This window comes from Streptomyces sp. NBC_00386, assembly GCF_036063235.1.
Taxonomy (GTDB): domain Bacteria; phylum Actinomycetota; class Actinomycetes; order Streptomycetales; family Streptomycetaceae; genus Streptomyces.
The window spans coordinates 10,120,884-10,135,709 of the sequence record NZ_CP107950.1 but is presented as its reverse complement, the minus strand read 5'-3'; the positions used below and the strand labels follow the sequence as shown (position 1 = coordinate 10,135,709).

Annotated in this window: 12 protein-coding genes; 4 read left to right on the top strand and 8 right to left on the bottom strand. The window is 66.2% G+C overall.

Annotated elements, in window-relative coordinates; genetic code table 11:
* From OG780_RS44215 to OG780_RS44200, 4 genes are all read right to left on the bottom strand, one after another.
* A complete protein-coding gene (locus OG780_RS44215; protein WP_328443409.1) occupies positions 1-1,239 on the bottom strand; it encodes a helix-turn-helix domain-containing protein in 1,239 nt (412 codons plus the stop codon).
* A gap of 1,114 nt (positions 1,240-2,353) precedes the next feature.
* A complete protein-coding gene (locus tag OG780_RS44210) occupies positions 2,354-2,701 on the bottom strand; it encodes a helix-turn-helix domain-containing protein (protein ID WP_328443411.1) in 348 nt (115 codons plus the stop codon).
* A gap of 193 nt (positions 2,702-2,894) precedes the next feature.
* Positions 2,895-3,218, bottom strand: coding sequence for a PadR family transcriptional regulator (locus OG780_RS44205; protein ID WP_328443413.1), 324 nt, complete (start codon positions 3,216-3,218; stop codon positions 2,895-2,897).
* 92 nt (positions 3,219-3,310) lie between these two features.
* On the bottom strand, positions 3,311-5,599 hold the full coding sequence (locus tag OG780_RS44200; RefSeq protein ID WP_328443415.1) for an ATP/GTP-binding protein: 2,289 nt from the start codon (positions 5,597-5,599) through the stop codon (positions 3,311-3,313).
* Between the two features lie 587 nt (positions 5,600-6,186).
* Here OG780_RS44200 and OG780_RS44195 point away from each other — a divergent pair.
* Positions 6,187-6,411: a hypothetical protein gene (locus OG780_RS44195; RefSeq protein WP_328443416.1), complete on the top strand. Its 225-nt coding sequence runs from the start codon at positions 6,187-6,189 to the stop codon at positions 6,409-6,411.
* A gap of 16 nt (positions 6,412-6,427) precedes the next feature.
* Here the strand turns inward: OG780_RS44195 and OG780_RS44190 are convergent, their stop codons facing one another.
* The 3 genes from OG780_RS44190 to OG780_RS44180 form a co-directional block, all read right to left on the bottom strand.
* Positions 6,428-7,357, bottom strand: a complete 930-nt coding sequence (locus tag OG780_RS44190) for a zeta toxin family protein (protein ID WP_328443418.1) — start codon at positions 7,355-7,357, stop codon at positions 6,428-6,430.
* Positions 7,354-8,013: a hypothetical protein gene (locus OG780_RS44185; RefSeq protein WP_328443420.1), complete on the bottom strand. Its 660-nt coding sequence runs from the start codon at positions 8,011-8,013 to the stop codon at positions 7,354-7,356. The genes OG780_RS44190 and OG780_RS44185 overlap by 4 nt, the downstream gene beginning before the upstream one ends.
* A gap of 1,957 nt (positions 8,014-9,970) precedes the next feature.
* Positions 9,971-11,068, bottom strand: a complete 1,098-nt coding sequence (locus OG780_RS44180; protein WP_328443422.1) for a DUF3800 domain-containing protein — start codon at positions 11,066-11,068, stop codon at positions 9,971-9,973.
* 228 nt (positions 11,069-11,296) lie between these two features.
* Between OG780_RS44180 and OG780_RS44175 the strand changes: the two genes are divergently transcribed.
* From OG780_RS44175 to OG780_RS44165, 3 genes are all read left to right on the top strand, one after another.
* Positions 11,297-12,079: an AAA domain-containing protein gene (locus OG780_RS44175; RefSeq protein WP_328443424.1), complete on the top strand. Its 783-nt coding sequence runs from the start codon at positions 11,297-11,299 to the stop codon at positions 12,077-12,079.
* A 182-nt stretch (positions 12,080-12,261) separates the two neighbouring features.
* Complete coding sequence (locus OG780_RS44170) at positions 12,262-13,605, top strand: AAA family ATPase (protein WP_328443426.1); 1,344 nt, start codon at positions 12,262-12,264, stop codon at positions 13,603-13,605.
* Positions 13,602-14,315 carry a hypothetical protein gene (locus OG780_RS44165; protein ID WP_328443428.1) on the top strand — a complete coding sequence of 238 codons (714 nt, stop codon included), beginning with the start codon at positions 13,602-13,604 and terminating at the stop codon, positions 14,313-14,315. Before OG780_RS44170 ends, OG780_RS44165 begins: the two co-directional genes overlap by 4 nt.
* Positions 14,316-14,461: 146 nt before the next feature.
* Here OG780_RS44165 and OG780_RS44160 read toward each other — a convergent pair whose 3' ends face one another.
* Complete coding sequence (locus OG780_RS44160; protein ID WP_328443430.1) at positions 14,462-14,671, bottom strand: hypothetical protein; 210 nt, start codon at positions 14,669-14,671, stop codon at positions 14,462-14,464.
* Between the last annotated feature and the right edge of the window lie 155 nt (positions 14,672-14,826).

Genomic DNA, 14,826 nt, shown 5'->3' with positions numbered 1-14,826 from the left:
TCAGACGAGCACCTCTGATTCGGGCTGCATTACGTCCTCCCACAGCGCTTCATCATCTTCACGCTGCAGGAGCGTAGCAACCACGGCCAGACCGATGCGTTCGTTTCGGGCGGCTTCCACTGCGGCGCCCAGGAGCCGTTCAGGGGCGCGCACCGTTTTCAGTGCGCTGATCCCTGCGCCGGTGGGCGCTACCGAGACGTGGCGCTCCACGAGCTGTTGCACCGCCAGCTTTTTCAGTTGCCCGCTCTGGTCGGGGGTGATCAGGCCGATGTCGCGCAGTTGGATCAGGAGTGCCGAGAAGGACACACCGAACTGTTCCATGAGCGCCACCAGACTCCGTTCGGTGACGCGGCTGGCACTCAGCCATGCCAGGGTTTCGCGGATGCCGTCTTCCGGCATCAGCAGATGACCGGCGAACGCGTTGACCCGTCTCTCCGTCAGGTCGTCGGCGTACATGTCGTGTTCGCCTTCGTCGATGACGTCTCGGGGATCCTTCAACAAGTGATGCCCGAGCTCATGGGTCAGCGTGAAGCGCACGTGGCCTTGGGAGAAGTCGGTCGATGCGACGATGAGCGCCACGTCGTCGTCGTGCACGCACAGCCCGTCCGCCCTGTCGCCCAGTGGGGACAGGGCTACGTCAACTCCGAAATGCCGCTCGATCAAACCCGGTAGGTCGCCCAGTTCGTACGATCCCAGGCCCAGTTCGTTACGCGTGAATTCAGCCAGCCGCTTGCCCTGGCGTTGCGCCTCGGACCGGTTGCGGGGAGTCGACAGCTCATTGCGCGCGAAATCGAGCACACACCGCCCGGACCGGGTCACGACAGACGGCCACGTCTGCGCGCGCTGGGCCAGGATGTCCTCGACCTCCAGCAGTTCCAGCGCGCGGCGTTTGGCGTTGTTGTCCTCTCCCGGCCCGCCGTCGCCTGCCAGACGGTGGGCCATTGCCAGAGTCGGCCGGGAGGGCTGGCCGAGCAGAGAAGCGACCGTCACGCCCAGCGCGTGTGCGAACTTCGGCAGCTCACGAACGCTGACCCTGCGCCGCCCGTTCTCGATCTTCGAGATTTGATCCTTGCCCAGGCCCACGAGGCTTCCGAGTGCCTCTCCGGTCAATGCCCGACGCTGACGCGCCTGACCGACCCGCCGCCCGACATCGGCAGGGTCTGCAGCAGCATCTGCGGCTGCAGAATCGACGGGCAGCAGTGGTCCCAGGGCTTCGACACCGGTCAGTCGGTCTCCCATCGCGCCTCCTCTCGTGGGCAACTCGATTGAACTTCTTTGGACAGGATCTCAGCCCAGCACCCGTGATCGCAACTTTTTCTACAACATGGTTGCTAGATCTTTTGTGGATCGCGGCACGCCCGGAAAATCACGCAAATCTGCCTGTCGGACGAAAGCAGGCCCTCGCCCCGGGCGACTGGGCGGAGGGCCCGGAAACGGCAACCTCGACAACCTGCCCGACGACAAGGGTGAACCGTGTCAGACCCCGCCCACAGCGAGCTCTTCCCGACCTCACACTACGAGCGGCGGGGCCCCCGCCATCCTCCTTCCTACAGCCACTGCCCAGGCAGGCCGTGGCTGCCGCGGGCGCCATATGGTGCAGGCCCGATCACGGACGAGCAGGGATACGCCGGCAGGTGCGCCGGTTCCATCCGTCGCGAACCAGGCACCACACCTCTCCGCATCGCGGAGGCGGTAGGCCACCGATCCCTTGCTGCGCAATCCCCTCTCCAGCGCCGATTCCCGCCACGGTCAGTCCTCGCCAGGCGGATCATGCGCCGGATCTGTTGCTCCGGCACGGCCAGCTGCGCAGGCCGTGCCGGTTCCACACCGTGCACGTGACCGAGCAGGCTTGACTGCGCAGCTCCGCTCACGCCGCCGACCCACGGCCAGGACGGACTCGAGCAGAACGGATCCCGGCGCAATTGGGGAAACAGCCTCAGCGAACGACGACGCAGCTCTCCTGACGGTTGGAACACTGTGCAGCTTCTTTGTGCAGTGTTCCAACCGGAAGGGGCTGCACACTGCAGGGTCAAATCCTGTTCACGACGCAACGTCACCTGCGCACTGCGAAGCACGACTCCCCACAAACGCTGATCCGACCGGACGACGCCAGGTCCGAGGCCAGCCGGAACCTGTCTGCCGACAGTGGCGCCAGATCCGACACGACCACGGAATGCTCGGGCATCCCCCCGAGGGCGTGCCCATCGGCTTTACAGCATGGACACGGCCACCCGACCAACCGACCACTCAAACCCCGACCAGGCAAGGGGCTTGCCCCTTCGGGCCAGCTTTCCTCGTGGGCTGCGTCGGTGACTTGGTGCGCGGTTGCTGAGCCGGCCGTCGGGAGAAGCGGCTATACCTCAAACTCGGCTTTGAGTCGCAGGCGAGCGCCCAGCGCGCGTAGGTATCTGGCGAGTGTGCCGACCTCGGTCGCTTCGAGGGTTCCGGTTTCGATGGCAGACACGCGCGACTGGGAGACATTCATCCGCTTGGCGACGGCTTGCTGTGTGAGCCCGCGGCGTTTGCGTTCCATGCGCAGTGCTGCCATCAGGAGTTGCATGTCGTCGGACATGGCCTCGTCGGCGGCGGGGAGGTCTTCTCTGACGTCTTCCCAGTTTCGCCCGCTGATTCCGTTTTCGGATTCGCAGTACACGCTGACCACTCGCAGCGGCCGGTGCTGGCCCTTCGGCTCTGCAGTCATTTCAGATCCCCGGTTGCTGTGCGCCAAGCCGGGCCTGGGTGCAGGTGGCTGCTGAGCGGTCGGCGATGTGTGGCTTTGTGGACGAATGAGTGATGCCTGCCGGTGCTCGTCCACCACAGAGGGATGAGTGCAGCAGCCAAAAGCGTGAGGCAGATGAAGAGTTGGCCGATGGCAAGGGCGATGGGAACGTGGTTCATGTGCTGGCTCCTCCGTTGAGATCGGGCCGCAGCACGTACGAGAGGGCCCCTCGCCTGGAGACCATGCGGGTGATGGCCCGCGGGGCCTGCACAGCACCGTCGGAGCTGAGGCGGTAGTAGCGGCGACGCGGTCGTCCTTCGTAGCGGGGGTCGACGTCCTCCCAGCGGGATTCGACCCATCCTGCTTGTTCCAGGCGCGTGAGGATCGGGTGCACGGTCCCGGACTTCAGTTCCAGTTCTCTGGTGATCTGGAGTCCGTAGATCTCTTCCTCCGGTGTTTTCAGGAAGATCTCCAGGACCCGGCAGGTCGGGAGCGTCATCCTAAAAGGGCAGGGAGGTGGCCCCTCGGTCGTCGTCACCATGGCGTAACTCTACCAAGCCCTAGGTAGAGTTAGAAACCGATCTTCCCTAATCACTCCAGTCCAAGCCAAAGTTGACGCTGGGCGACCAGACCTCGCCAGCGTGCGTGCACGTCCGGTGCACCGCCGATCCACCGCGCACCGGACGCTTCTCCCGGAGCCGTCCGACGTCCCGCCATGAAGTGGGCGATGTCGACGTAGTAGGCGTATCCGCCGGTTGTGGTGAGTTCACGCAGTCGGGCGATCTCACTGTCCACACCCGCTTGATCTCGCAGGACGGCCCGGTGGAAGGACACAACGAGGCAGAGAGACGCCTGCATGGAGACGAAGCCTGCTCTGTTCAGGTCCTCTCGCAGCGCCTGGACGCGGCCTGCGATGTCTGCCGACGTGCCGGCGTCACGCAGCAGCGAGGCGAGTTCGACGTTGATACGCGAGGCGCGCAGGTCGAGCGGGCGCAGCAGGCAGCGGGCAAGTTCGATCTCGTCGTCGGCGATCTCGGGATCGGTGAAGGCGAGTGCAAAGCACCGCATGGACTGTGAGGTTGCCGCTTCGCCCAGGACGGCGTGTTCCTCGGCCTCGGTGCGGGCGTTCTTGTAGTTCTCCGCGGCGAACTCGGCTCGCCCGTGCGGCCACCACAGGTCTCCGAGAACTCGATGGTGCCGGCCGCGCCATCCCAGGCCGCGTGCGGTGTCGAGCGTCGTGGGGAAGTCGCCCGCCAGGCGTGACAGATGGGCCAGACCCCGTCTGGCGGGGAAGGCGAAGCGGCCTCCCCCGGCTACGACTTCGCTCATGCCCTGGCGCGAGAGGTCGCTCAGGCCCAGGTCCCGATGGGCTTTGGCGAGGTAGTAGACGGCCAGGTCGCGCAACTCGGGCGTCAGGAGGTCGGAGCGGATGACGGCGGTGAGTCGTTCGGCCGTGCGCTGTCGGTGCTCGTGCTGACGTCGGGCCAGTGTGCTGAGGGTTTCCGCGAGCGCTTCGGCCGCGGTGGTGGGCGGGGTCGCCGGTGCGCTGCTCGGGGGTGCGACCGGTTCCCAGACCGAGTCGGACACGTAGTCGAAGGCGGCCCGGGCGAGCCAGTCCAGTTCGAGACGGAAGTCTCGCGCGAGCGAGAGGCCTTGACGGAGGCAGGCGACCACGGTGGCCCGGTCTCGTCGGGGACTGGTGGCCAGGTGGTTGCCGACCGCGTCGAAGGCGCGTTGGCCTGCCTGCTGCCAGTCCTGGGATGACCAGCGGTCGTCACTGCTGTCGTCGGCGCTGCGGATGCTGGATCGGATGACTTGGTGCAGGTGGTAGGGCCAGGAGGCGGCCGGCTCGTACTGGATGAAGGGTCTGTCCAGCAGGCGCGTGAGAGGGGCTTGGTGCTGCTGGCCTGCTGCCTGCATGGCCAGAGGTATCGACCAGGCGTCCAGGAGGCTGACCGCGCGCAGTGCCTGGCGTTCGGGTGGGGTGAGGTCGCGCAGGGTGCGGGCGATGAGTGCGGGAAAGTCCTGCTCGAAGTCTGCGGGGCGCGGATCCCTGCCCTGGCGCCTCAGTTCCAGGTAGCGGCCGGCTGCCAGGTCGAGGTGGAGGGGCAGTCCGTGCGAGCGTGCTGCGATGGTGTGCCGGATCGCTTGGTCGATCAGTGGCTGTCCGTTGGAACGGAGGCGGTGGACGAGGTAGTCCTCGCAGTCCTGTGCGGAGAAGTCGCCCACGAGTATCTGCCGGGATCCGATGTGGGGATTGCCCAGTCGGGGCCATGCGCTCTGGCCTGTCCAGTCCAGTTGTCCTTGCAGACCGGCATCCGCCCATTGGAGTCGGTTGCGGCCGGTGATGACGAACAAGGCGTTGGGCATCAGCCATACGACGCGTTGGATCAGGCGCTCGAGGTCGCGGTGTGTGCGGTCGCCGACGTCTTCGAACGTGTCCAGCAGGACGACCAGGAGGGCCTTCTTCTTCCGGGGCATCCGGGCCAGGTCCCACGCCAGAAGATGGGGGGTGAAGGACAGCATTTCGGTGTCGGGTTCCGCCTCCAGCACATCGGCCAGGCGTGCGCAGTCGGCCAGGGCCCGTAGCGAACTGCGCCGTTCGCGCAGGGCGGTGACGACTGCGCCGGTGATCTGTCCTGCGACCCCACCCACGGTTCCGGGCAGGAGCAGTGCCTGTGCGATGTCGCCGAGTGCCGACTGTACTTGTTCGGGCAGGGCGGCCGAATTGCTGAAGCGGACGAAGGCGGATCCGGTCCGGCGTAAGTGTTCTTCGAGAGTCTGGCCGGGATGGTTGTGTTCCCAATAGCGGCTCAGGGCGAGGTCGAAGGCCGGCATGGGGCGACCGAGAGCGGCGACGGCGAGCCGTATGGACAGCACGATCTTTTCGAAGTCTGTTCCGACAGAGCGTGCGAGGTCGATGCGTACGGGAATGACGCGTGTCGAGGCGGGGAAAGGCTGCCATTGTGCGGGACGGCGGCTGTGGTCGGTCAGGGTTGCTTCGATTTTTCGGGAAAGGGTTGTTTTCCCGATGCCGCCCACACCGTGAAACATCAGTACGTTGCGCCGGGGACACTCGACGTTTTCCGGATCGAAACTCGCGGCAGATATCTCTTGGAGATGCTCTGCCAGAGCGTTCATAACGGCCTGCCATTGGTCCTGCCGGTTGGTGAAGGCCTCGGCAGCGGCCAGGCCTGCGTCGTTCGACCCGAACACCGTGCGAAGATCTCGAACCATTCGGCCTCCCCCTGGCCTTGGTGGATTACCACACACTGCGGCATACGCGGTGCCGGTAAACAGTTGTGACCCTATGCTCTCGTGTGCGGGGCCGTTGTTGTAGGCCGCGTGCACCAGCACGCGCTCGCGACGCAGCTCCGAAGGAGGTCCCGGTGCCCAATACCTCACACTCGCCAGACGCTCATCTCTCGATGCATGGTGCGGACTCACCGCCGCGCCATGCGGGGTACGTGCATGCGCTGGAGCGGGTGCAGATGGTGGCGTCCTGGTACACGGGCCGGATCGAGCAGGAACACGGTGCGCCTCTGCCGGACCAGGAACTCCTCGAGGAGCTCCTGGACGGGCTGCGCCGGTGTTTAGCCGATCAGCGGGTACTTCCGTCGGCGGACCCGGCCGAGGTGGCACGGATCGCTGCGGACTACGCGGCCTTGTACCGAGAACTGCGCAGTCGGTGACCTGGCGCCCCGGTGTTCAGATGCTCGGCTTCATGACCTGCGGCAACAGGGGGGCGGCCAGCCTGTCGATCTCCTCGACCTCGTCCCGGTGGGCGGGGAGCTGGTCCCACAGCCATTCCTGAGTCCGCATGAAACAGACGGCTTCCTCGAGCTCGTAGGGCCGGTTGCGCTGCTCGGCGAGCACCTGCGAGGCACTGAGCCCGTTCGGACGCCTGGAGCTCCACAGGGGCTTCCCCTGGCGGTCCACGAGCATGATCCTGTCGACCGACTCGGCGTCCTCGGCCTGCCGCAGGGTGTCCTCGCTCGCCCGGAAGCACGTGTGGTGACCACTGCGGGTGGTGAACCGTGCCGGCATGTCGGGCGTCCGGGTGGTGGCATAGCGATAGGCGACGCTCTGGAAGCTGTCGGCCGCACGGACGGCGAGGGTGATCAACTTGATCTGGTAGCCCTGGCGACTCAGCGCACCGGCGCTGCGGAGAAACTCCTCGGGCCTGTCGGGCGAGATCTCGATCACGACATGCGCACGGTGGTGGACCGCGAAGCGCATGATCTGCCGCATCCACACCTTGAGGTCCTTGCGCAGGCGGAAGCCGGCCGTCCGGGAGTTGTGCCACATCAGCGGCTCATGGAAGCGGTGGAACTGCTTGAGGTCGTCCGCACAGATCCGCACGGCCTCGTTCACCTCCTGCGCCTGCACGATCCGCTGGGTGATCGTGGTCTTGCCCGCGCCGGGCTGCCCCATGATGTAGAGGGCGACGGGACGTTCCTGGGAGACGGCGGTGCCCCCCAGGTACAGGGGAACGATCCGGTCGTCGAAGATCTGGCGCAGGCGCTGCAGGGAGAGCAGGGGCAGCGACCGGCAGTCGCAGGTTGTCCTGCAGGCCCACTGTGCGAAATCAGCGGCCACCACGTTCTTGGTCTCGTCATCTGACCTGCAGATGTTCACCAGTTGTCTCCGCTGATGCGGGCGCGGCGCCTGAGGATCAGGCTCAGCGCGATGCCGTTGAGGATCAGTGCGGCCGCGTAGCTCCACTGACGTCGGCGTGAGAGACCTTCGTCGGCGAGATCGAGCAGTTCGGCGGCGAACTCCTCCGCGTACCGCGCGCGCTCCTCGGAGGGGATCGGGGCGACGGCCAGGGACAGGAGCTTGTGGGCCAGGACCGAGGTGCGCTTCTCCGTGTTCTCAGGGGCCTGTCGGTCCGTCATGGTGACCTGGTAGTCGATGTGTTCGATCTTGTGGACCGACGCGCCCGTGGCGCTGAGCCGCTGCACCCAGGCGGTTCTGCTGGAGGTGGCGACCGCGCAGTCCATCCGCAGGATCCGCGGCTCCACGTCCGGCGGCGTCTGCTCCGTCTCGCCCGCGCCGACGTCGATCGTGTATTCGAAACGAAGAACCCGCGGCTCCAAGTCGGATGACCGCGGGTCCGCCTCGACGACGAGGCCGCTGGGGGGGCTCTCCAGCAGGAGCGCCTCCTCGCCGTACCGGGCGAGTGTTTCGATGGCCACGCGGGCCCAGTGCGCCGCCCGGGGGTCGGAAGTGTCGGCCTGCTCGAGCCAGACTTCAGCCTCGCGCTGGATCACGACACGCCAGGGATTGTTCACGATCGACACCGTACACCACACCTGGGTGGCGTTCAGAACGCAGGGGTTCTATATCGATTACCGTACGGACCGATCGTGAACTCTCAGTAGTTTCACCTGGTCTGACTTCCCCTCGGACGTCAACCGTGCCGGCCGTGCCCGGCCTCTGGGCCCCCACCCACCTGTCCGTCCCGCCAACTGCCCCTCCGGGCACCGGATCCCACCATGCGACCGCGCGTCGCCCCCGGGATCCGGGCGCGAGGAACCATCAGTTGACGGTGCGCCGGGCACGCCGGCCGGTCTCGACGAGCCTCTTGATCTGCACACCCCTGGTCCGTTCGCCGGTGAGGACGCAGCGCCGGCCCTGCCGTTCGCCCGTGTTCAAGGCCTCGGCCCGAAAGCGGTGTTGTGCTCCGCCGCGCTCGACCGGTCGCGCCTCAGGACCTGTTCAGAGCCGGTGCGGCCGGTGGAGCGGTACCGCCGCGCAGACTGCTGGCGTGCGGGGTTTGTCCTCCGGGAGGGGAATGTGCGGCGCATCGTCCAGGCAGTCGTCCCCCGCGACGTACGGCATGCCGGACAGAAAGGAGGGCCGGCCGGCGACGAGGCGAGCGTCATCGCGGGCTCCGCAGCCGCCGTACCGCCGCTCTCCATGGGCCCGGGCAGGTACCGCGGCGGGGCCAGAAGCAGTCGCGGTGGCCGGACATCTCCTCCTGCGGGGCCGCGCTCACCACAGACGGAACCGGTCGTCACGCCCGCCGCGTTCACAGTGCCGGGTGACCTCCTCGACGCTGCCGAGGAGGTCACCCGGCGCCGTCGACGACTCTCCCCACCGACCGTCCCGGCGGGCATCTTCGCCACCGGGTTCGGACCGTCGACGCCCGCGGGCAAGCCCTTCGTCCCGATGGTCACCGTCGCGCCGCCGGGGACGATCGGCTCCAGCCCGACGGTCCGTGCGGGGCGTCGATCTCCGCAATCAGGGAGCACGACATCTCTCCGGAATAGGGACAGGGGCTCGACGCCCACCAGTTCACCCGATCACCCGTCGAGGTACACCTCACCGAGGAGAGGAACACCCCTCGGCGCACGGCAAGCGGCGGGCTGGCCTTCCATCGGTCCCGAGAAAGTCCCGAGACCGAAACCCCCGCGATCTCGCCCGATGATGCGATTCCTGCGCTCACTTCACCCAGCCCGAACGCGTTCCCTCCAGAGCGGCAAATCATGATCGGAACCTTAAGGAGCTACTCTTCCCTTTCAGCGATGTGATCTCACATGGCGCCGATCCCTGGAATTCGCCAGGCCGTCCTCTCGTGTTCCGGACAACGGCCCGGCCTGGAACCGACGGATCAAAGCACATCACGGATTCCACCACGACCCTGTACGTCCTTTCCATCTGTTCCTTGGTCCATCGATCTCGATTCCTCAAATGGACCGGAAAAGCGCGGCTGAGGTGAACACTGGCATGCGGATCCACCTACAGCTGTTTGCACAGGACCTTGATCCAGCCTGCATGCGCTGAGCCCGAGCCGCGCAACTGCTTCATTGCACGCCAGGTCGTAGGAGTCGGGTTTGACCAGCGGTCGGGTACGCACTGCGACCATGAGGGCGCGCCGCCGACGCCGACGCGGCGGTCTCCCGGTACAGGTGCCACCTCGGGCGTACGAACGGGTTCACACGGGGTGTTTGACATCCACGAGGAGGACGGCGAGGTCCTCCGGGCCTCTCAAGGCCGATGAACTCAGGCACGTGCATAGGTTTCTTCGAACCGAAGTTCGCGAGCAGCTCGCGCGGCACGGCCGCCGTGCCTTCGTCCACGGTGAGATTGTTCAGCTGGCCAAATTCACCAGCGCCGGTGACGCGGTCACCCTGGACGACGAAGCGGTCCGTGCCAGCGATCACGTACAGGATGGGGCACCCGTCGTTGCCAACCGACAAGCTCGCCGTATTGGCGGTTCTCGGCCTGGAGCGGGTGATGTGACGATCACTTCCTGCTGGTGTCGCTGAGGAAGGGATCCGGATCGTCAGTGGGCAGGAGCGACGTCGGTTCGATCAGCGGCAGGATGATCGGACGCAGCATCGCGCCGGTCTCGTTGGGGTTGTCGGCGCTGTGCTTCGCCGTGGCTCCCGCAGCCCCGGCGAGCAGATCGGCAAGTTGGATCGATGCATGGTCGTGGGAGCTCCCGCGGGCCATGCGACGGATGCGAAGACGCCGATGCATGACAGAGGGAGTGGCCCCTGCTCCGATCTGTAGAATTTTCGCGGTCGTTTCGAGTCGGGAATCCGTCAGCTCTCGATGCTCGTCCGCCAGGACACTGATCGCTCCAAGTCGCTCGCTCCAAGCCCTGGTAAGGGTTGCTAGCGCTGTATCCAGCAGTTCTAGGTGCGGAGGATGCTGACGCCCAGCGCCGTCGTGGAGCGCGTCAGCGTGTGCGCGCGTGGCCCGAAGCAGTCCCAGGGCCTCAGTGACGTTGCGACGACTCGATGCCGTCCAGGCGTCTTCTACTTCGTCGTAAAACGTCTGGATGACTGCCTGCCGGTCACCAGGGTCCCTGCGACGTGCGAAGGCAACGAAGGCCCTCTCCAACCGCTCGTACCGGTCGTCCTTCAGCGCGCGCCGGCCATCGCAGGCGAGGGCTCGGGCCAACTTCCTGGCCCGCCCGTTCACGTGCAGGTCGACACCACGCTTGTACGCCTCTTCCTCGACCAAAAGATCGATGATCTTGCTCATGAGCCCGTACCGCTTGTCGACCACGTACACCGAACAGCGGCCGTGCAGCGCACCGCCGGGCTGCCATAGCCGGCTGAGCCTATCCAGTCGGTCTCCGCGCTGGAAGTGTCTGAACTTCAGGTCACGCACGGTCGGCTGAATGCAGGTCTTTCTACGCAGCTCACTCACGATGAGCTCGGCCTCCGCGTCGTCAACGGCGACTCCGGCGAGCATCAGGTAACGGCCGTCGCTCAACAGGTCCTCGCCGTCGTAGCCCGACTCGTCACAAGCAATCCACCGGCCGTCGGTCTCGTTGTCGCGCGTCGGCGTGGCCTGCGTGAGCCGCTGGTGCTCAGGTCCTGTCAGAGGCATGACCACATTGTCCCGAGTGCGAACCGGCCGCGCCTAGGAATTTCTCAGGCAAGTGCCGCCCGCCCACGACCCCGTCCACCACCGGACGTCAGCGCTCTGACGAACACAACCGTCGGCCGCACCCCGGCCGACCTCGCCGGCTGCCGGATCATCGTCGGCACCGCCGCCAAGTGGGCCACCGTACGCGACGGCACGTCCGGCTGGGCGATCCTGGACGAGTCCTACCAGATGCGTTCGGACATGCTGCTGCAGATCGTCGAACGCTTCGACCGAGGCCTGTTCGTCGGCGACCCGGGCCAGCTGGACCCGTTCACGATCGTCGGCACCGAGCGCTGGATCGGACTGCCGCACGACCCGACGCAAAACGGGGTCAGCGTGATGCTGGAGCACAACCAGGGGATCCCCGTGCACCGGCTGCCGGTGTCCTGGCGTCTGCCGTCATCGGCCGCACCGACCATCGCCCAGGCGTTCTACCGTTCACCCGCTTTCACCGCCGGAATCGGCGAAGGCGTGCGTTTCCGCACCGCCGGGTTCGGCAACACCTACCTGGACGAGACACTCGCAAAGGCGTTCACCACCGGCTGGGCCCTGCACGAACTGCCACGCCGCCACGTCCCGCGTACCGACACCGAGACCCTCCAGACCGCCGCCGACCTCGCCGGCCGGCTGCTGCACCGCGGAGCGGTCGCCACATGCGAGCGCCACCAGGGCGGCCGGCCCCTGGAACCCGGCGACATCGCCATCGGCGTCGCCCACCGCGACCAGGCCGACCTGGTACGGACGGCCCTCGCCCGGACGGGCAGACCCGGCGCGCCAGGTGTGGCGGTGGGCACCGCGAACCGGCTGCAGGGCCGCGAGTTCGAAGTCGTCATCGTCGTGCACCCGCTGTCCGGCCGCCGGGATGCCACCGCCTTCCATCTGGAGGCCGGGCGGCTGTGCGTGCTCGCTTCCCGTCACCGGCAGGCGTGCATCGTCGTCGCCCGCGAGGGCATCGCCGATTTCAGTAGTTGAGGCTGCCGTCTCAGCTCGAACAGACAGGCTGCGGGCAATCTGACCGAGACGACGCAGGTGGGCGCTCATGCCATTGCGGGGGATTGACTTGCGAGGGCCGTGAGACGCTAAGGCGCGGTGCCCGTAGCGATGTTTGCTCGTGTCGAGGGCAGTACGACGGTCGGAGAGAAGACGGGGCGCAGGTGTACGTCAAGAGGGTCCAGCTTAGAAATATCAAGGGTTTCAGCGGCAGGCGCGCGGTCGACCTGTCTCTGCCCGGGCGTAGCGGCTGGACGGTGCTTGCCGGACGCAACAGTTCCGGGAAGTCGACCGTGCTCCAGGCGATCGCACTGGCGTTGGGCGGGCCGGCTGTCGCGCGCGCGTTGGTGGCGGACTTCACCGGCTGGATCACCCACGGTGCCAGGAAAGGTGATGTGGAGGTCCGCGTCACCGGCCAGGCCGGGCTTGACGGCTTTGTGGGCCCGGGGAACACACCGCAGGATGAGATCTCCCTGGGGCTGCAGTGGACGCGCCCGTCCGAGCAGGACCATGTCCAGCGGCCGGTCATGGACGCGCTGGCCGGCAAGGGCAAGAGCGGCCCCCGCGGTCCGTGGACCGAGAACCCGATCGGCTGGTTCTGCGCAGGTTACGGCCCATTCCGGCGGCTGACCGGTGGATCCAGTGAGGCCCAACGCCTCATGGTGAACCAGGGGCCGAGTGGTCGCCTGGCCACTCTCTTCCATGAGGACGCGTCGCTGGCCGAGGGCGTGGCGTGGCTGGTCGATCTGCGACTGCGATCGTTCGAGGAGGATACGCAGCGTGGCGTAGCTGGCCCCTTGCTGAGCACGGTTCTGGCGCTGTTGCAGGATGGGCTGTTGCCTGACCGGTATCAGATCAAGAGAGTGACGGCGGACGGTCTGTGGGTGGTGGAGGACGGGCTCAAGGGGCCGGGGTTTCCGCTGAAGGAGATGAGCGACGGCTATCGGACGGTGGCTGCTCTGGTGCTGGACATCGTCCGGCAGATCCACGGCGTCTACGGGCGCCTGGATATCGCTCGGGCTGCCAGCGGTGGCGTGGCGGTCATGCAGCCGGGTGTGGTGCTGATCGACGAGGTGGACGCGCATCTGCACGTGACGTGGCAGCGCAAGATCGGCGGCTGGCTGCAGGAGCACTTCCCCAACATTCAGTTCATCGTCTCCAGTCATAGTCCCTACATCTGCCAGGCCGCGGATGAGGGCGGGCTGATCCGGCTTCCCGGAATCGATGAGCAGCAGGCCCCGGAGGTGGTGGCCGAGGATCTCTACCGGCGGGTCGTCTACGGCAGCGGGGACGATGCCGTGTTGTCGGAGCTCTTCGGACTGGAGACGCCCTACTCCGGTCGCGCCGAGCAGCATCGTCAGCGTCTTGTGGCACTTGAGCGCAAGGTGTATGCCGAGAGGGCCACTGCCGAAGAAGTTGCCGAGTATCAGGAGCTGGGCAACTTGCTGACGAGCTCTCTGGAGAGCAGGGTCGCCGAGGTGTCGGCCCGGCTGGAGCACGAACGGTGATCCCGCTTCAACGCGTCGCTCTCTCCTCGCACGGGCAAGGCTTGCTGACGCGGTGGACGAAGAAGGTCGAGGCCGCTGCAGGAACCGTTGAGGCCGCGCGCGAGCTCTGGGGTGATGCGACAGCTCCGAAGAAGCATGTGCGCGCGGCGCTGGAGACCGTGGCGCATGGCGCTGTCCGGTGTATGTACTGCGATGACAGCCGCGCCACGGACATCGATCACTTCCAGCCTCTGGCAAAGGCGCCGCTGCGGGTTTTCGTGTGGGTCAACCATCTTCTGGCCTGTTCCCACTGCAACAGCAATGTGAAGAGGGACCAGTACCCAGTGGATGCAGACGGTGTCTGCCTGCTGGTGGACCCCACGGCAGAGGATCCTGCCGCGCACCTGGTGCTGCTGCTAACCGCCGGCACCTACGATCCGTTGTCCGCCAAGGGGGAAGAGACGATCAAGGTATTCGGTCTCAACCGTCCTGACCTCGTCAAAGGACGGCTGGACGCCTTCGTTCGGGCACGATCCAACCTGCGTGACTGGCACAGGCTGCACCAGGATGCCGACCCTGAGGCCGACCAGGTGACGCAGGCCCTGCTGGACTCGCCTTTCATCGATGTCGTGCACGCCATGACCCGTCTCAAACCGGGCGTCGCAGCAATTGTCGTCGGGCAGCAGACCGTCGGAGCCCTTGATGCCTGGCGTGCTGTTCACGGTTTCTGAGTGGGCCTTCACCCGGAATCTTGGCCACGGGCTATGCGGCTGGGGCCAGGCTAGTTGATGTTGCGGCGGGTGCCTTCTCGTAGGCGATGGGACTGCGTTCTCCGAGTCGGGAGGGATGCCGCCGGGTGTTGTAGCAATGAAGAGTGTCAGCGGCCTGACTGAGTGATCCCTTCAGCGACCTGCCCGACCACGTCGACGACCCCGTGACCGAAGGCCGTCGGGGCGACCAGCACCCCGAACACCAGCACGATGAGCACCGTCAACTGCTCATCGGACCGCTTCCGCGCCTCCGTACGGCGCTGGAGCCGCACGACAATGACGATCGCCAGGAGCACCGCCACATTGATCGTCAGCACCGTAAGCCCCCTCCAATGAAATGCACCTCGTACAGATGTAGCGAGCACAGACGGCCCTGGACGCGGCAAATGCTGGTGGATGGCAACAAAACACGTACACATCGGCCAGATTCTCAGGCTTGCCGACACCGACTCCGAGTGCCTGCGAAACGTGC